Source organism: Leptolyngbya sp. FACHB-8 (genome assembly GCF_014695575.1).
Taxonomy (GTDB): Bacteria; Cyanobacteriota; Cyanobacteriia; order Elainellales; family Elainellaceae; genus Vacuolonema.
This window is the reverse complement of record NZ_JACJOO010000031.1, coordinates 26,434-43,476: the sequence shown is the minus strand read 5'-3', so window position 1 is coordinate 43,476 and position 17,043 is coordinate 26,434. Positions and strand designations below refer to the sequence as shown.

Below are 17,043 nucleotides of genomic sequence, written 5' to 3'. Positions count from 1 at the left end.
GGAATCAAGCCTGAAAACCGCTCGCCTGAGGTGAGCAGTTTTCAGGCCTCAAAGCCCACTATGAGAATTGCTGCACTTCCACAGAAGATGCAAGGTGTCGATGCGTCATTCTAAGTATTTGCTGGATTGCTGCTTGGTTTTGCCGAGGTTTCTTGGGGCTACTGGTACTACACCAAGAAGATTTTTTGAGGATCCGAAAATTTGCCTAATAAAAGTGAAATTAGCTCAATCTCTGGGTGGAAGCGATCGCTAAATTGTTTTTTAACTCTGGAAATTCCTACTGGAAGATTGTATTTCTTTCCATACTCCTGGCTTCCTGTTTCCGATGATCCCCGATCAGTTGCTCTTGGAATGAGAGGGTTCTTAGGTTTGTAAAGGATAATACCTACTACAGAAAAACTAGTGCTTTTTTTCTGTGTCTTTAATTAACCGAAAACGGAAGAGAATGTAAAACTTGTTTTTTATTTGGGATCGCTAGAACCCTTACAAAAATAAGGTCTTGAGTGGGTTTTTTATAGAAAACTTCGATCGAAACCCAACGCAGAATAGGAGTACTTCCTCCACTATCAAATCTTCCAATGAGCAGCATTTCTCCCAAAGTTTCCGCATGCCGTCATTGCCTTTATTACCAGGTTGAAGGGCGTCGGGGCGGTAACTGTCATCAGCTGGGGGTTCCCGTACAGGCTCAATGGAAAGCGTGTCCTTTAGCGACACCCTGTTTTGCTGAATCTTCCGTTAAAACAGACGAAGATTTACTCTATCAACCAGCGCTTACCCCTGTTATGGAAGTGATCCCCACCGTTGCCGTCATGGAAGTACCAACTGCGGCGGACGTCATTCCGATTGCGGGTGCGGTGCGGCGATTGGTGCGGCCTCCCTCCCTGATGGCGTAGCAGCTGTTGTGGGTGTCGCGATGGTGTAATTGAACGTCATATTGATCCCCAAGCGCTCATCGGTCATCTCATCATTAAAAGCTTGAAAGGGTGCTGTATTACGCACAGCCTCCAATGCGGCTTGATCGGCTGCAGCAGAACCGGAGGGCTGTGTTAATGCCACCTGTCGCAAATTCCCCAGGCGGTCGACCTCCAAACGAACGATCGCCTGACGGCTAACATCCAAAGGAATTCGTTCCCACTGAGCAATAATTTGGGCATTGACCTGGGCAGCGTAGGCTCCCCGTAACTCATCCTGCTGGGCGGCAACCTGTACGGGGCCGTCCTGGTTGGTGTAATCCGGGTTCGGTGTTCCTTCTAACCCTGTGTTCGCAGCGATAGGCTGGGTTACCGAGGCGGGTGTTGCGTCTGCGGGGGCGCTTTCAGTGGGGACGCTCGCCTCTAAAGTTTCAGCCTCTGATATCGCCTGCGGCGAGGGAACTTCTGGCGGTTCGGGCAATGGGAAAGGCTGTGCAGCGGGATCAACTTCAGGTTCTGGTGAAATCGTGCTCGGAGAAACCACTACCTCAGAGGGCAACGTTGGGACCGGTGTAGAGAGGGATGGGGCGACCAAAGGGGGTGGGGTCGTGGGTGCATCAGCTGTTACAGCTTTTGCTTCTTCGACGGGCGGAGTTTGTGATGCCGGAGGGGGCACGTTATTTTGGGCTGGACGCACTTCTCCTGGGATGTTGAGAGTAGCCGCATTAACGGGTTTAGAAGCGTCTTCAGCCAGAATTGCTTTTTGTGGAGCAGCGGTTGCTTTCCCAGCATTAATCGGTAAGTTAGGCCGGTGCTCACCCTGAGCTTTGGTATTAGATTGCGCTCGTCGAGGGGTATTTTCTACAGACGCATCATCGTCAGCATCAATATAGATGAATTCAATGGGAGTGCTGGCGATCGCCTCTGGAGCAGTGGCTTGCCATTCTTGCCAACCGACAAATCCGGCAGCCCCAGCCCCAGCATGGAATGCTATAGCTGTTACTAAATAGAACAGAATGCGATCGCCCCGGGGAGCCGCAAACTGAACGCGATACTTTCGAGCAAGACTCATTCCTCACCACCCAAAAACCTGGAAGACCTTAGCCACGACCGAAGCTGTCACGATAAGCTTCTACGCCATTAAAATTGCCTTCCCGCTAAAAATTGCCTTCATCTAATCACACCTTCAGGTGTTTGACGACCGTAGCCAACCCTAACTCGATGCAAGAGATATTTAGCACGCTGCGCTGCTGATCTCTCCGCATTAGGATGGTACTTCCGCTATTTTGTCAGATGTTGCGGAAGCACCTATGTCATCGAGCAAAGTAACGCTATATTTGGCAGATTTATATAGGCTTTAAAACTGATTTGCAAGTCTTGGAAAGGGTTGATGCTTCATACGCAGTATCAACCCTTTCCAAGACTTGCAAACGGATTCTTAGAGGGATAATGGGATCGTTGCGGCTGGCTCTAAGGCTATCCAAAAGGCGGTATCATAGGCGATGAACGCTGTGTTATGTCAGTTGGGTACTGCACTTATGGATATCTTGACCTTGGGCTGGGTTTCGCTGCTGGTCGTTTTTACCTTCTCCATTTCAATGGTGGTGTGGGGACGTAACGGTTTCTAGATGAGCCTTTCCAATGCCCATTGAGATCTCACCTCTGATTATTCTGTCTACAGTTGCCCTGCTGTTGATGTTGCTGGTTACGGGTGGTGTGGCTTATCTCACCGCCATCGATTGGCGCGATCGCCGCCGTCAAGATCAGGAGCGACGGGGTAAGCGGTAGCTACCTAAGAACCGTCTATATAAAAAGGTGCAGCGTAACATGCTGCACCTTTTTGCGTTCAACAGGACTGGTCATCGGCTCAGGCGGTTTTAAGAGTCATTTTCTTCGTAACCTGAGTTCGGGTTAAGGGCGTTTTCGAGTGCCGCGCAACGCGCGGCACTCGAAAACGCTCATTTTGGCGTGCGCTTTGCGCACGCCAAAATGAGCACTTCAGCTTATCCCGAACTGAGGTTTCGTACGGTAAGCGCACGAAAAAAATGACTCTTTCATCCAGTTTTAGAGTTCCTCCAAACTATCGGTTGAGAGGAATTGCCTCAACCAGGGAAAGCACGCCTGGGGAGAAGTTACGAACTAGGTCAATGGGCAAATCGGGTTGGCTCAGATAGCGGGCATAGGCCGGAGTAAGGTAATTCTCCAGAGAGCCATCATTTTGCAGATAATGCCCAAAAAAGGCCAGGCTGAAGGCTGTGAGATACTGATGAGCGATCGCCGGGCTTGGTCCTACCAGTTCCGAGGGCAGGGTGACCGTAGCCGTCTCGCCTTCTGGAATGTCGATGGCGGAAAAGTGAGTTGCATTTTCCATCATCAACAGATAGCGATCGGGTATGGCCAATTGAGAGAAGGGGGTGATCTGCTCCGGTAGGGCCGGAGTGACGGTATCTGCACCACCCGACACTACCATGACAGGAATATCGACCTGAGCCAGGGCCGTGCGATCGAGCAGGCTGCTACCTACAGTGTTAATGGCAAAAATAGCTTTGACCCGCTCATCTCGAAAGTTGAGTTGATCGGGAATGGGCAAATTTAGCACATCACACTGCAATAGCAATGAGAGATTGAGCGAGAAGGTGATGGTGTTTGTCGCGGCACAATCGGCTGCCAACTGGGTACGGTTGAGAGGAACCCCGGCCAGAGCAAAAGCGGTATAGGCTCCGAGGGATTGTCCCATGACCCCAACGTGCTGCACGTCATACCGTCCTCGCAAGGTCGGGTCTTGCTGGGCCCGGCGCTCCAGTTCGTCGAGCAACCGGGTTACATCTAGAGGGCGATTGATGAATTCACTGGGTTCTGTGACCTGCTGGGCCCGCCCCTCAATCAGGGCTTCCAGTTGTTGGGTGTTGCTTCCGGGGTGCTCGGGTACCGCCACGGCAAAGCCATGGGAGGTGAGGTGCCGGGCCAAATAGGCGAAGGTATCCCGGTTTGACCCCAGACCATGGGAAATGACTACGATAGGAGGCGGTGGTTGATTCAGTTCCAGAACGGGGAGGTACAGGTCAACGGCAAAGGTGCGATCGCGCTCTGTATCGACTAGCTCAAAGGTGTATTGATCAATGCGAAAAGACCCACGCCGTTCTAGTTGTGGTAACTCTGAGAAGTTGGGCGAGGGGGTGTTATCAATCGACTCATCAGCTTCTGCTTCGATGGCAGCGATCGCCCGCTGGGTCTGAGTTACTTGCCGCTGCACCTGGGCAACAATCTGGGAGGTTTGGGTCAGGTCAATTTGCAAGCCATCCAGGGGGAAGTGTTGCAGCACCGTGAGGGGAGTCAGCCCCTCTGGGTCAAAGGCCGCCAGCACGAGAGCCGCTCGAAGGGCACGAGAACCCGATCGCCCGGACTCTGTGCGCACAACGGCTCCCAATTGTTCCAGCAGAGCTTCTCCCTGATCGGTATAGAGAAACTGGGAAATGCCGACCGGAGAAAGGTCAAACCGTGTCCTGAGTAATTGTCGAAACTGTTCGACCTGTTCAGGGGTAAAGGCTCGCGTGTAAGACTTGAGCTCCTGAGGTATGTCTTCGCTGGCAGAGAACTGTTCGAGGGTTTCGATGCTGATGCTGCGTTCGAGTAACCCATAGGAAAGGGTAATCCGCTCGGCGGCATGAGCAGGGGTCAGAGCCATTGCTAGGGGCACAATCCATCCTAACCAACGTTCCCAGCGCCAGGGCGTTTGTCTCGGACGCCGTCCAGCCAAGGCACGATCCCCCAACTTTAAATTGTGATACCTGCTCATGGGGGTAATCCGCTACGCTATCCAGTGCCGCCGCTTGTGCCCGGTCAATCTTTAAGAGTCAGCTACTCGGCTCTTAAAAAGTAAGTTTAAGAACCTTTTTGTAGATTCGCAGACCTGACAAAAATTCTTGACAGAGCACCAGGGGCAGCAACCTAATAATATGGATGAGCTTATTGTTTCAGAAGTTCCAGGAGTTCTGCTTCCGACAACTGGGTGATTCCCAGGGCGATCGCCTTCTCCAATTTTGATCCCGCATCTTCACCCACAACCACGTAATTCGTCTTCTTGCTGACTGAGCCCGTTACTTTTCCACCGGCTTGTTTAATCAGCTCGGCAGCATCATCTCGGCTGAGGGTGGGTAGGGTGCCGGTCAAGACAAAGGTCTTGCCCGTGATGGCAGTGACTGTGACAGATTTCTGGCTGGGTTCCGTTGCTTCTAACGTAACGCCCGCCGCTTTGAGTTGCTCAATTAAATAGCGGTTATTGTCTTTTCGAAACCATTCATAAACCGACTGAGCAATTTCGGGGCCAATGCCGTGAACCTGGGCGATCGCCTCTGTCCCTGCCGCCGCCAGTGCATCCACCGAAGAGAAGTGCTCGACCAATACCTGAGCATTTACTGCTCCCACATGGCGGATTCCCAAACCGTAGAGTACGCGAGACCAGGGTTGAGATTTGGATTGGGCGATCGCCTTCACCAAATTCTCTGAGGATTTTTTCCCCATCCGTTCCAGGGTTTGTAGTTGCTCGGGGGTCAGGGTGTAGAGATCGGATACTCGCTTGAGGAGACCGTGCTTGGCGAACTGCGCTACCCACTTTTCCCCCAGGCCATTAATATCCAGCGCACTCCGGGAAGCCCAGTGGATGATGGCGCCTCGCACAATAGCGGGACACTCAGGGTTAGGGCATCGGGTGACAGCTTCCCCTAACGGTTTGACCAGAGCGGTGCTGCACTCGGGGCAGTGGGGTGGCATTTGATAAGGTGTCGTTCCTTCGGGGCGCAGGTCAACCAGCACGCGCACGACCTCGGGGATAATTTCCCCAGCTTTGCGAACGATGACCGTATCTCCCTCTCGTACATCCAGGGCGGCTACGAAGTCAGCATTATGCAGGGTAGCCCGCTGTACAGTGGTGCCCGCTAGTTGGACGGGGTTGAGTTCCGCTACCGGGGTGACGGCACCCGTCCGGCCGACGTTGACGGTAATTTGCTTGACGACGGTGGGGGATTCTTCGGCGGGGTATTTGAGGGCGATCGCCCAGCGGGGAAACTTTTGGGTAAAGCCCAGCCGTTCTTGCAGGGCAAAGGAATTGAGCTTCACTACCAACCCATCCGTTAGATAAGGCAGATTGAACCGCTCTTGCTCCCAACGGTTCGTAAACTCTTGCAGCTCGGCCAGAGAGCGGCACAACTGCCGATTGGGATTGACCCGGAAACCCATTTTCTGAAGCTGTTCCAGGGCTTCCCACTGGCTTTTCAGGGAGCCATGCCCCTCCTCACCATTGACAGGAATTTGTAGAGTATAGGCAAAAAAGTCCAACCGTCGCTGGGCCACAATCCGCGAGTCGAGTTGCCGCAAGGTTCCGGCAGCAGCGTTGCGGGGGTTGGCAAACAGAGCTTCGCCAATCTCCTCCCGTTCCCGATTAATCTGCTTAAAGGATTCCAGGGGTAAAAACGCCTCGCCACGCACTTCAATGCGAGGGGGCGGATTGTCCAGTTGTAGCCGTAGAGGAATGGTGCGAATGGTGCGAATGTTCTGGGTGATGTCTTCCCCGGTAACGCCGTCACCTCGGGTTGCGCCTCTGACCAGGAGACCGTCTTCGTAGGTGAGGGCGATCGCCGACCCATCAATTTTCAACTCAGACACATACTCAAAGTCGTTCACCTCTGGTGCTACCCGCTGCCAGCGCATCTGCCAGGTGGCTAACTCATCCACATTAAAGGCATTTTCCAGGCTGTAAAGCGGAATGTTGTGGCGCACCGAATTAAACTGGGCGGCGGGCCGTTCGCCCACCCGCTGCGTAGGGCTATCGGGAGCGATCAGGTCGGGGTATTGGGCCTCCAGGTCTTGCAATTCTCGGTAGAGCTGGTCATAGACCGAGTCAGGCAACGTCGGCGCATCCAATATGTAATATTCGTAACTGGCCTGGTTCAACTGCTGTCGCAGTTGGGCTGCCCGTTGCTGGGCTGTAAGGGGTGTCGCCAACGATGTCACAATTCCTCTCCTTGTCTCTCCTTTGGCTAGTCTAAAGCAGCAATTCTCAGTATGGGCTTCAAAGCTGAGAGTTCGTGCCCTTCGGGCACGAACTCTCAGCTTTGAAGCCCGAAAATAGCCCGCCGAAGGCGGGCTATTTTCGGGTTGGATTCCAAAATGAGAATTGCTGAGTCCAAAGGCTTTTGTAGAGGTCGGGCGGATGTAGTCAGCAATTCCGGCCTTGGCTAAAACCTCATCAGAATTGCGGGAATGGAGCCTGCCTTACTGCCAGAACTTGTGTCATTCGTCCTATCTTTCGGTATCCTGCGAAGATGGGGAACGTTCCGGAGCGCTGTCCGGGCGAGAGTGCCCCCTTTCGACTCTCATGCGTATTTGGGTTACCCCCTTTCTCGTTCTATTTGTAGTGTTTTTTGGTGCAGCGGAGCTGTATCCCTGGCTGTCGAGCCTGGTGGGGTCGCCGCCAGGGGTTTTGGTGGCAGGCATTTTGTTAGCGATCGCTTCCAACCTTGATAAACTTCCCAAGCAGCTAAAGCCAGGGAGCGCTCAAGGTTTGCCTGGCTCCACGCAACCAGCTTCAACCCCGATCCCTGCTGCACCTCCTCAGACCCAAGTTATGCCGCCTAAAGCATGGTCACCGTCCAGCACGGCTCCTGCTCCTCCCTCGACGCCTTCCCGCTCCATCTCCTTCACAATTAAGAAGCGGGACTCGTAATCTTTGCCCCTAATCTCTACACCAGGCAGAACTGCTGGGATGGCTTAGCACTTCTCGGGTAAAACCTTCTTAAAAAGTCGATGAAGAGCGATAGCTTTCTATCATTTGGTATGGGAAGCATCTTGTCTGATCTAGATCTACTGGCTAGAGTCATAGGTAAAAGCATCGTGCTTTTTTCGGCCTGGTCGTAATTTTTTCTTTAAATCTGCATCTGCCCTAGTGATTTCTTGGCCTATCCTGCCCTTAGACCTGCGTCTCACTTTATTGAGTGATGTGAGAAGGAGAAACAGAGTGCGGTATTTTCAGGAAAAGAGGCGATCGCCCCATTATCAGGTTTCATCGCTATGACTCCAACGTCTTCGCATCTACCCGACCGGAACTCAGCCCTCCCCGTGGTGCCAGCCGCTGAAGGGGAGTTGACTGTAGTACCGGTTCAGACGGAGACCCCCTCAATCATTGAACAGGCAGTACAGCGGATGCATCCGCGCGATCGCCAATCCGATAGCATCACGCTCGATGTCACTCCTATTAATGAAGCATCCAAAGATGGTGGGCAGTTGGCGCGTGCTCAGTCTCAAGTACCAGGGTTAGCTTCCCCAGGCAGCTCCTTTTCCAGCTTTCTGGCTCCCCTCACGCAAGACACCTTCCGCCAGGTGGTCACTGATGTTGAAGAACGACTGCGGGTGGTGAACCAGACCCTCTCGATGCTGGATGTGCAGGGGTTTGATGCCATTCTGGAGGAAATGCTGAGCTCCATTACCTTTAAGACGGCGGAACTGTTGAATGCCGATCGAGCCAGCATCTTTCTGTTAGACGAAGAGAAGAACGAACTTTACTCCATCGTGGCGAAAACCGCAGGGGGAGGTACCCTCGAAATCCGCATCCCTGCTGATAAGGGGATCGCAGGAGAGGTGGCTACTTTCCGGCGGGTGGTCAACATCCCCTACGATTTCTACAATGATCCCCGTTCGACCTTCGCCCAAAAAACAGATAAAGAGAACGGCTATCGCACCTACACGATGCTGGCCATGCCCCTACTCAACGACCGGGATGATCTGGTCGCTGTGGTGCAACTGATCAATAAGCTCAAGCCTGGGGTTGATGGAGAATTACCTCTAAATGAAAAAATTGACGATACAGGCTTTACTGCCGATGATGAGCAGGTTTTTCGGGAGTTTGCCCCATCGATTCGCCTGATTCTAGAGTCCTCGCGCTCCTTCTATCTGGCAACTCAGAAGCAGCGGGCCGCCAGCGCTCTGATTGCGGCAACAGAATCCCTTAGCCGTAGCAGCCTTGACCTGGATGACACCCTGAAGCGGGTGATGGACGAGGCGAAAAAGCTAATGAATGCCGATCGCAGTACCCTCTGGCTGCTCGACCACGAACACCATGAGATCTGGACCAAAATTGAAAATGACGATGGTTCCTTAAAGGAGTTGCGCATTCCTATTGGGGTTGGTTTTGCCGGTCAGGTAGCGGAAACAGGGGAGGTGCTCATTATTCCCTTTGATCTCTACGACCATCCGGCTTCAGAAACCTCTAAAAAGTTAGATCAGACCAATCACTATCGCACCTGTAGCTTGCTCTGTATGCCCGTGTTCGCTGATGGGGAACTCATCGGTGTTACCCAGTTGGTGAACAAGAAGAAACAGGGTGACTTACCGCCCTATGATCCGCAGCACTGGCCCGAAGCTCCTGAGTGCTGGCGTGCCAGCTTCAACCGCACGGACCAGGAATTCATGGAGGTGTTCAACATTCAAGCTGGGGTCGCGCTGAAGAATGCCAAGCTGTTTGCCAAGGTGAAGCAGCAGGAGCAGACCCAACGGGATATGTTGCGATCGCTCACCAATGGTGTCATCTCTGTTGATAAAAATGGCATTATTATCGCGGCTAATGAGAGTGCCAAGGAGTTGCTGGGTCTTGATCCAGCCTCCTATCTAGAGGGGCAATCTGTCCGCAAGTTGATGCAGTTGGAAAAGGGAGAGTTCGATCGCTGGGTCGATATGGCCCTGGAAGCCAAGGATGACAAGAGCCGCGAGCAATACTACCCTGACCTGACGCTTCAGGACCTAACGGGTAAAGAACAGCACAGTATCAACCTGTCCATCAACACCATTGCTGATGCCGCCGATGCGACCCAGGTTTCGGGGGCACTGGTGGTCATGGAAGACATCAGTGATGAAAAACGGCTGAAGCTCACCATGTCGCGCTATATGAGTGAAGAAGTGGCGCGTCAGTTGTTCGAGAATCCCGATGCGGCGAAGATGGGGGGCGATCGCAAGGAGGTTTCGGTTCTTTTCTCTGACATTCGCAGCTACACCAGTCTGACGGAAACCATGAGCGCGGAAGAGGTGGTGGTTATGCTAAACCAGTACTTCGAAGCGATGGTGGAAGCTGTATTTAGCTATAAAGGTACCCTGGATAAATACATTGGGGATGCCATTATGGCCGTCTATGGCTCACCCCTACCCCTGGCAGAGCATCAATGGATGGCGGTGCAAACGGCAGTAGAAATGCGGCATCGCTTGGCAGAGTTCAACATTAAACGGGCAGAGAAAGACTTACCCATTATCCGCATTGGGATTGGCTTAAACTCTGATACCGTGATCAGCGGCAACATCGGGTCGAGTAAGCGGATGGAGTTTACGGCGATCGGGGATGGAGTAAACCTGGGCTCTCGTCTGGAAAGTGCCAGTAAGCTTTATGGCACCGATATTGTGCTGAGCGAGTTCACCTACGAACCCTGTGCCGATCGCATCTGGTCTCGTGAACTCGATCGCATCCGGGTGAAGGGCAAAAACCAGCCCATTCGGATCTACGACCTCATGGGTCTACAAGATGAACCGCTGGATGACGTGAAGAAACGCCAAATTGACCTTTATCGTGAAGGTCGCGAACACTATCTTAATCGCCGCTTTGCCAGGGCGATGGCTTCCTTTGCCACGATCCTGGAAGAAATTGATACCAAGGACAAAGCGGCCGAGTTGCACCTGCAACGAATCAATTACTGGCTCAGTAACCCTCCCACAGATGAAACATGGGAAGAGGGTGTGTGGACGATGACCGAGAAATAAAAAAGAGGGGCCGAAGGCCCCTCTTTTTTATTACGCTTGTCGGCTCATCGCTCGTAATAACCAGAGCGATGAAACGATCGCCACAAAGTGAGCCAGTAACACTAGAAAGACGCCCTGGACGGGGAAAATATCGGAGGCGGTGATGAGGCGATCGCCGATTCCTCCCAATGCCGACACGGCCGTAACCTGAAATGCTTTACCTACCAGCGTCCCCACAATGGCAAACCCACCCAGCAGGGTCAGCAACATCCCAACCATATTGAGGGTCAACCCCATCCGCAACTGACGGAACACATCGGTGCGTTTGGGCCGCTTACCGGAATCGTTATCCCGCAGCTTTTTCGCCAGTCGAATATAGGTGTAGGCCCAATAAATGCTGACGTATAACGCAAGGAGCCCTAACCCAATCAACACCAACCCGAATCCTGCGCCAGGGTTACTTTGGGTTGTGACCACGTTGGGGACATTGGGAAGATTGGTGCTAACCGTCGAGCGGTTGGCGAGAAATAAGCTACTGAAAACCAAAACGACGGTAGAAACTGCCCCCAAGACCACCTGTGACCAGAAACTCAACAGACCCGCTCGCCGGAATGCGAGCGCCACACGACGCACAGCAGGGGGAACCGAGTAAGAGTCCAGTTGGCTCGACATAGGGTTCATGGAGGGGAGTCTACACAGTGGTTTTGTTTCAACTATTCTAAACCCCGTTTTGTTGATGCTGTATGCGCTTCGTCACATCGCATTAAGGAGGTTTTTGCATAAGAACTTACCAGGATGTTGGGTGTAATTTCATTGCTGGAAATCTCCTAACAGGAGTGCCTCTGGGTTTAGGAACGTTTCAATGCGGTTAATGGAACGTTGTTAAGCCCTATCAGGACAGCCAGCAAGAGCAATAAACCCATTGCCCCAGCCAGGGGATTACCGTTGATGCCCGTGAGCCAGGAGGGAATGCGATCGCCATACACCACCCAATCTCCGACATCCACCAGGTAATAGCCCCAGACAAGCCCCCCATGCAATCCAATGGATAACCCCAATTGGCCCGTCCGTTGCTTTGCCCGCCCCAAAATTAGACCCAATAACACCAGCCCAAAAAATTGGGGCAGTGTATACAAAACCTGCTCCAAAGGTTTGATGAAATGCAGCGTAGCGAATAGCCCAGCATTCCAAATGGCCGCAGGCCAGGGCCGCAAATCTCGCTGCAACTCATCCAGCCACCAGCCTCGAAATAGCAATTCCTCCACAATCCCAACAGCAATTCCAAGCAGTGCCCCTTGGGTTAGCAGCAGCCCAAAATTGGCTGGAAGTGCATTCCATCTCACCCATCCCAACAGAGTTTCTACACCAAATAACAGAGCAATGAGCCCCAGTCCAACTCCCAGTCCAATCAACCCGGCTCGGCCGTTATTCCAATGCCATCCTAACCCGTAGTACTCAAAGCATTGGGTAACCCCGTGAACCTGTCGCCCCCACACTCGCAGTAACCCTAAGAAGATACCGTAGAGCCCGACCATGACCACAATGGTTTCCAGGGTGAGGTTGTCTACAAGGGTTGACACCACGGCCCATAGAGGTAACCAGAGCAGCAGCAGCAGCAGCCAAAATGCGCCGACTCTTAGATACCAGGGTTTGGGGGCCAGGGCTGTGAGGTAAGTGAGCATGGCGATCGCGGAATGACTCATTGTCATTAACAGTAGGACACAAGGAGTGATGTAGCGCGCTATGCTACCACTCTCCTTGTATCATCACCACCTACTTGAAAAATTCTTGTATGCCAAATAATGGTGCTGATGTAACGCAGGAGCGTTGTCGTCTCAGTCTCTAAGCTCTATTGTTTCAGGGGATGCATTCCACACAAACCCCCTATTGTTGCCTGGAGCCTCACCATGACGACCGAACCCTTGAGTATTTCCTTAATTGCTGACTACGGTACGGGTGACCCTGCCTTTTCGGAAGTGACCCAGCGTCTGCTCATGTATCTGCCCGATGCCCGTATTCACTGGCTATCGGTTCCCCCCTTCAGCACCCTTGCGACAGGTTTTTGGATTGCTCAGTTGGGGCTTAATCCTGGGCCTGCAAATCGCTTGATCTACCACAACTGCGCTCCCCGCAAGGATGACCCAGAGGCCCGTCAGGATAATGAGGGTGAGGGCTTAACCTATGGACTGTTACCCAATGGTGTCAAAGTAGTTGGGGTGAATGCCGGGTACACTTTGTCCTTTATCAAGGAACATGCGACTACCCTGCAAACCGTCAATGTATCTCGGGGAGGCTCTCAATTCCGCTCACGGGATGTGTTTCCTCAGGCGGCGGGGGCGATCGCTCAGGACGACTTCAGCTTATTGGGGGATGTGCTGAACCCCACGAATCTGCCAGATATACCCTTGGGACGCATTGCCTGGGTCGATGGCTACGGCAACCTGAAGACGACCGTTCCTGCTGATCGTGTCAAGCTAGAGCCTCAGTCGCGGGTGTTGATTCGCGTGGGCGATCGCGTCAGTGATGCCGTCTACTCCGATGGCAGCTTTAAGGTTCCCGAAGGTACTCTGGCCTTCGCCCCTGGTAGCTCGGGTTGGGACACCGCTGACCACTCTGTCCGTTGGATGGAAGTCTTCCTTCGGGGTGGCAACGCCTGGGAACGTCTTGGCAGACCTGAAGTTGGCCAAACCATTGCCTATGCCTAGACAATAAAAATATCCCTACTCTCCCGTCTTTCCTACCTCTCGATCGTCATCCTTGCCCCTCCCCTTCACCCCTTTCCCTCCATGTCCCCCATCATCACCGTCGATCGCCTCAACAAGACTTACTCTGTTGCTGTCAAGGAACCCGGTATCAAAGGCACTCTGTCCCACCTATTTCAGCGGCGCTACCGTCCCATCGTGGCGGTCAAAGAGGTGTCCTTTGAGATTGAGCCCGGGGAAATTGTGGGATTTCTGGGGCCAAACGGGGCGGGCAAGACGACCACGCTGAAAATGCTGACGGGGTTAATTTATCCCACCAGTGGTCAGGTCGCGGTGGCAGGCTATAAACCCTTTCGGCGAGAATCGGGTTTTCTACGCACCATTACCCTGGTGATGGGGCAGAAGCAGCAGTTGATCTGGGATTTGCCTACCATGGACTCCCTTCGGATCAATGCTGCTGTGTATGGCATCTCAGATGCAGATCTGCGGCAGAGAGTTGGCGAATTGGCCGAGATGCTGTCCCTCGATCGCCAACTCACCCAACCTGTGCGCAAACTCTCGTTAGGGGAACGCATGAAGGCGGAATTACTGGCAGCCCTGTTGCACCAACCCAAGATCCTGTTTCTGGATGAGCCGACGTTGGGCTTGGATGTGAATGCTCAAACTAGCGTGCGAGATTTTCTCAAAACTTATAACGAACGCTTTCAAGCAACGGTACTACTGACGAGCCACTATATGGCTGATATCACCGCCCTTTGCAAGCGGGTGCTGATGATCCATCAGGGCAAGCTCATCTATGACGGTAGCCTGGAAGAATTATTGGAACGGTTTGCTCCATGCCGCGAGGTGACTGTGGAGATGACTCGGGAGCGATCGCCGGCTGATCTCGCCACCTATGGCGACCTGCAATCTTTAGATGGCCGCGTTGCTCACTACATCGTGCCTCAGGAGCACTTGCCCCAAACCCTTTCCCGCCTCCTTGCCGACCTGGATATCGTCGATCTGACTGTCACAGATCCGCCTGTTGAAGATGTCATTAGCCGTGTCTTTGAGGCCGGAGCGGTGTAATGTTTGAGCTGAACTCTATAGCAATGTGCAAGTGCGTTAAGTACAGAAACGGTGGTGTGGGGCACGAAGTGCCCCACACCACCGTGCTTAGTCAACGTGCACAGCGCTATATTGCTGGTATGTCATTTAGGCCAAAGCAATTTAGGAGCAATGTTCCCAATCGCTCCTGATGGCCTAAATGAGACAAAGGCTATCCATGCTCTAAGACCCGTGTAGAAACGTTATATGCAACGTTTCTACACGGGTCTTGAGAATCTGAAAAGTGCTCGATGCTCAGCATTCACACTTCTTAGGTGACTAGAGTTTTATGAGACAGCATTACTGGTTTCAGCGGTAACCGCCTGGGGCAACTCTAGACAGTACCCAGCACCATAAACTGTTTTGATGTACTTAGGATGGCGGGGATCTGGCTCCAGCTTGGTGCGCAGATGACGAACATGAACCCGAATGGTTTCGATGTCGTCATCAGGGTCGTAGCCCCAAACCTCTTTAAGAATTTCGCTGGGCGAAACGGTCTGCCCGTGACGTTGTAACAAGCAGTGCAGTAATTCAAACTCCAGATGAGTCAGCTTAACAATCTGATCAAACCAAATCGCTTCTAAGCGCTCAGGAACCAGCGTCAGGGGGCCATAATTCAGAATCTCAGCGTGCTTAGCCGCTTGAGGAATGCGGTCAGTGCGGCGGAGTAAGGCGCGCACTCGAGCCAGCATTTCTTCTACTTCAAAGGGTTTGGTGAGGTAATCATCCGCCCCTGCGTTGAACCCTTCGACTTTATCCTGAGTCTGGCTGAGAGCCGTAAGCATGAGGACAGGAATGTCAGCGGTACGCTCGTCACGACGCAAGCGCTGACATACCGTGAACCCATCCACTTTGGGCAGCATCAAGTCCAGCATAATCAGGTCAGGGATGAGCTGGAGTGCCAACGCCTGGCCTTTAATTCCATCAGGGGCACGGCTCACCTCATACCCGGCCATCTCCAGGTTGACTGAAACCAACTCAGAGATAGCGGGATCATCGTCAATAACTAAGATACGAGGCATGTTAAATCGTCTTGAAGAACACTACGTGTTTGAAAACGGCGAATCCCGATAGATTGACCAAGTTTCGTACCAGTCTATGTAAAATTCTAAAGTTTTTCCTCTATTTATGCACCTTTTGGACGCTGCATTATACGCAGTATCCGACTATGGTCTACATCTTTATAATTTTTATTAGCTAGTTTGGAGAAAGTAAAGAATCTACTCAGATTTTTACAAAGTCTACTCTTAAATCCGGAATTTAAGGGCTGTGTGCAAAGCACAAAGCTACCCAAATTAAACGTTACCCAGACTAAAGGGATTGTCTCAGGTTGATTTTGCGATCGAGAGGATAGGTTCTCAAACTGAGCCGCACCCGTTAAGTCCTCCATCTTCATCAATCAATATGAGCCGGTTCCTGGGCACGCTGGTCATAGAGCTGGCTCTGCATCTGCAGGCATTTATCCAGCCAGAGTACCCGAAAATCTGCAACGCTCACCACTCGTCCCATCAGGTCGCCAACGGAGTAAATCTCTGATTCCTCGCACCAGCGTACGCAGATTTGGTAGGCATCCCAATCGAGCGGGTCGGTTTCCCAACGAGCCGTGATTTTGTCGTGGCCCATCAGCCAGGCTGCAAAGGCTCGGGTGTGCCCGTCAGTCAGCACCAGGCGATCGCCCAGACGCCAGATTGGTACCGCTTCCTGAACATCAATGGGATGATGGGCTAACTGATGCATCATCCGTGATAGCTTGTCGGCGTTGATATAGGGCTGGCTGGGTTGAAGGTTTCGGAGGGAAACGCGGAATAGGTGCACGACGAGTCTGGCGAAAGAGCAGAGTAGAAGTAGCTAAGCTTGAAGAAAGAATCGTCCAAAGAAATTGTAGGTCTTACGGGCTTGGAAGGGGTGAGGTATGAGATCCATCTGTGTGTTTTGTGGCTCTAGTATCGGTTCAAATTCGGCATTTCAATCAGCGGCAGTGGAAACGGCAAAGGCGATCGCCCGTCGCAACCTGCGCTTGGTTTATGGTGGCGGTAAGGTGGGTCTCATGGGTGTGCTGGCTGATACCGCTCTGGCAGAAGGAGCTGAAGTGATTGGCGTCATGCCAGAGTTTTTGATGGCCAAAGAAATCGGTCACGATGGGCTGAACCAACTTCATATTGTTTCATCAATGCATGAACGCAAAACTCAGATGTCCGGCATGGCGGATGGATTTATTGCCCTACCGGGTGGCTATGGCACTCTGGAAGAGTTTTGCGAAGTCTTGACCTGGGCTCAATTGGGATTGCATCAGAAACCCTGTGGTCTGCTGAATGTGAACCACTACTACGACCCCCTGCTACAAATGTTTGACCAGGCGATGACGGAAAACTTGATGCGTCCTCGGATGCGATCGCTCGTGCTCACTGCTGACACGCCCAACGCGCTATTGGATGAAATGGAGCGCTATAAGCCCCAATTAGTCAACCAATGGATGCAAAAGGACACTCAGGTATAGCGCTGCCTGGGTCATGTTGCAAACCTCTGGATAGATGGGGTGGAGGCACTTTGTGCCTCCACCCCATCTATCC

Annotated in this window: 15 protein-coding genes; 8 read left to right on the top strand and 7 right to left on the bottom strand. The window is 52.5% G+C overall.

The features are described from left to right. The first annotated feature begins 578 nt into the window (after positions 1–578). Positions 579–893: a hypothetical protein gene (locus tag H6F91_RS06390; RefSeq protein WP_190770285.1), complete on the top strand. Its 315-nt coding sequence runs from the start codon at positions 579–581 to the stop codon at positions 891–893. Here the strand turns inward: H6F91_RS06390 and H6F91_RS06385 are convergent. Continuing rightward, positions 835–1,983 carry a TonB family protein gene (locus H6F91_RS06385; protein ID WP_190789258.1) on the bottom strand — a complete coding sequence of 383 codons (1,149 nt, stop codon included), beginning with the start codon at positions 1,981–1,983 and terminating at the stop codon, positions 835–837. The genes H6F91_RS06390 and H6F91_RS06385 overlap by 59 nt on opposite strands. A gap of 466 nt (positions 1,984–2,449) precedes the next feature. On the opposite strand from H6F91_RS06385, the gene petN reads away from it, so the two are divergent. Beyond that, positions 2,450–2,539 (top strand): cytochrome b6-f complex subunit PetN, encoded by a 90-nt coding sequence (gene petN / locus H6F91_RS06380; RefSeq protein WP_075599400.1) that lies wholly within the window; start codon positions 2,450–2,452, stop codon positions 2,537–2,539. Between the two features lie 13 nt (positions 2,540–2,552). Beyond that, a complete protein-coding gene (locus H6F91_RS06375) occupies positions 2,553–2,699 on the top strand; it encodes a hypothetical protein (protein ID WP_190770290.1) in 147 nt (48 codons plus the stop codon). Positions 2,700–2,991: 292 nt separating this feature from the next. Here the strand turns inward: H6F91_RS06375 and H6F91_RS06370 are convergent, their stop codons facing one another. Both H6F91_RS06370 and ligA read right to left on the bottom strand, forming a co-directional pair. After that, entirely contained in the window at positions 2,992–4,668 is a 1,677-nt protein-coding gene (locus H6F91_RS06370) for an alpha/beta hydrolase (protein WP_190789257.1), read from the bottom strand. A 209-nt stretch (positions 4,669–4,877) separates the two neighbouring features. Next, on the bottom strand, positions 4,878–6,920 hold the full coding sequence (ligA, locus tag H6F91_RS06365) for an NAD-dependent DNA ligase LigA (protein WP_190770712.1): 2,043 nt from the start codon (positions 6,918–6,920) through the stop codon (positions 4,878–4,880). A gap of 220 nt (positions 6,921–7,140) precedes the next feature. Here ligA and H6F91_RS06360 point away from each other — a divergent pair, with 220 nt between their 5' ends. Continuing rightward, positions 7,141–7,632, top strand: a complete 492-nt coding sequence (locus tag H6F91_RS06360; RefSeq protein ID WP_190770711.1) for a hypothetical protein — start codon at positions 7,141–7,143, stop codon at positions 7,630–7,632. 344 nt (positions 7,633–7,976) lie between these two features. Next, entirely contained in the window at positions 7,977–10,706 is a 2,730-nt protein-coding gene (locus H6F91_RS06355) for a GAF domain-containing protein (protein WP_190770710.1), read from the top strand. A 30-nt stretch (positions 10,707–10,736) separates the two neighbouring features. Here the strand turns inward: H6F91_RS06355 and H6F91_RS06350 are convergent, their stop codons facing one another. Both H6F91_RS06350 and H6F91_RS06345 read right to left on the bottom strand, forming a co-directional pair. Continuing rightward, positions 10,737–11,357, bottom strand: coding sequence for a DUF3611 family protein (locus tag H6F91_RS06350; protein WP_190770709.1), 621 nt, complete (start codon positions 11,355–11,357; stop codon positions 10,737–10,739). Between the two features lie 176 nt (positions 11,358–11,533). After that, positions 11,534–12,394 (bottom strand): CPBP family intramembrane glutamic endopeptidase, encoded by an 861-nt coding sequence (locus H6F91_RS06345; RefSeq protein WP_242035660.1) that lies wholly within the window; start codon positions 12,392–12,394, stop codon positions 11,534–11,536. A gap of 213 nt (positions 12,395–12,607) precedes the next feature. Here H6F91_RS06345 and H6F91_RS06340 point away from each other — a divergent pair, with 213 nt between their 5' ends. Beyond that, on the top strand, positions 12,608–13,390 hold the full coding sequence (locus H6F91_RS06340; RefSeq protein ID WP_190770715.1) for an SAM-dependent chlorinase/fluorinase: 783 nt from the start codon (positions 12,608–12,610) through the stop codon (positions 13,388–13,390). An 81-nt stretch (positions 13,391–13,471) separates the two neighbouring features. Beyond that, a complete protein-coding gene (locus tag H6F91_RS06335) occupies positions 13,472–14,455 on the top strand; it encodes an ATP-binding cassette domain-containing protein (protein ID WP_190770708.1) in 984 nt (327 codons plus the stop codon). Between the two features lie 305 nt (positions 14,456–14,760). Here H6F91_RS06335 and H6F91_RS06330 read toward each other — a convergent pair whose 3' ends face one another. Both H6F91_RS06330 and H6F91_RS06325 read right to left on the bottom strand, forming a co-directional pair. Continuing rightward, a complete protein-coding gene (locus H6F91_RS06330; RefSeq protein WP_190770707.1) occupies positions 14,761–15,495 on the bottom strand; it encodes a response regulator transcription factor in 735 nt (244 codons plus the stop codon). Between the two features lie 373 nt (positions 15,496–15,868). Beyond that, complete coding sequence (locus tag H6F91_RS06325) at positions 15,869–16,288, bottom strand: hypothetical protein (RefSeq protein WP_190770706.1); 420 nt, start codon at positions 16,286–16,288, stop codon at positions 15,869–15,871. Positions 16,289–16,385: 97 nt separating this feature from the next. On the opposite strand from H6F91_RS06325, the gene H6F91_RS06320 reads away from it, so the two are divergent. Next, the gene (locus tag H6F91_RS06320; protein WP_190770705.1) at positions 16,386–16,970 is read left to right on the top strand and encodes a TIGR00730 family Rossman fold protein; all 585 of its coding nucleotides are present in this window, start codon (positions 16,386–16,388) and stop codon (positions 16,968–16,970) included. Positions 16,971–17,043 lie beyond the last annotated feature (73 nt).

What these genes read in the sequence shown, in the direction of transcription:
- H6F91_RS06390 (WP_190770285.1), top strand. Translation starts at nt 579, where the DNA reads ATGAGCAGCATTTCTCCCAAAGTTTCCGCATGCCGTCATTGCCTTTAT.
- H6F91_RS06345 (WP_242035660.1), bottom strand. Translation starts at nt 12,394, where the DNA reads ATGACAATGAGTCATTCCGCGATCGCCATGCTCACTTACCTCACAGCC.
- H6F91_RS06355 (WP_190770710.1), top strand. Translation starts at nt 7,977, where the DNA reads ATGACTCCAACGTCTTCGCATCTACCCGACCGGAACTCAGCCCTCCCC.
- H6F91_RS06335 (WP_190770708.1), top strand. Translation starts at nt 13,472, where the DNA reads ATGTCCCCCATCATCACCGTCGATCGCCTCAACAAGACTTACTCTGTT.
- H6F91_RS06330 (WP_190770707.1), bottom strand. Translation starts at nt 15,495, where the DNA reads ATGCCTCGTATCTTAGTTATTGACGATGATCCCGCTATCTCTGAGTTG.
- H6F91_RS06385 (WP_190789258.1), bottom strand. Translation starts at nt 1,983, where the DNA reads ATGAGTCTTGCTCGAAAGTATCGCGTTCAGTTTGCGGCTCCCCGGGGC.
- petN (WP_075599400.1), top strand. Translation starts at nt 2,450, where the DNA reads ATGGATATCTTGACCTTGGGCTGGGTTTCGCTGCTGGTCGTTTTTACC.
- H6F91_RS06375 (WP_190770290.1), top strand. Translation starts at nt 2,553, where the DNA reads ATGCCCATTGAGATCTCACCTCTGATTATTCTGTCTACAGTTGCCCTG.
- H6F91_RS06350 (WP_190770709.1), bottom strand. Translation starts at nt 11,357, where the DNA reads ATGTCGAGCCAACTGGACTCTTACTCGGTTCCCCCTGCTGTGCGTCGT.
- H6F91_RS06320 (WP_190770705.1), top strand. Translation starts at nt 16,386, where the DNA reads ATGAGATCCATCTGTGTGTTTTGTGGCTCTAGTATCGGTTCAAATTCG.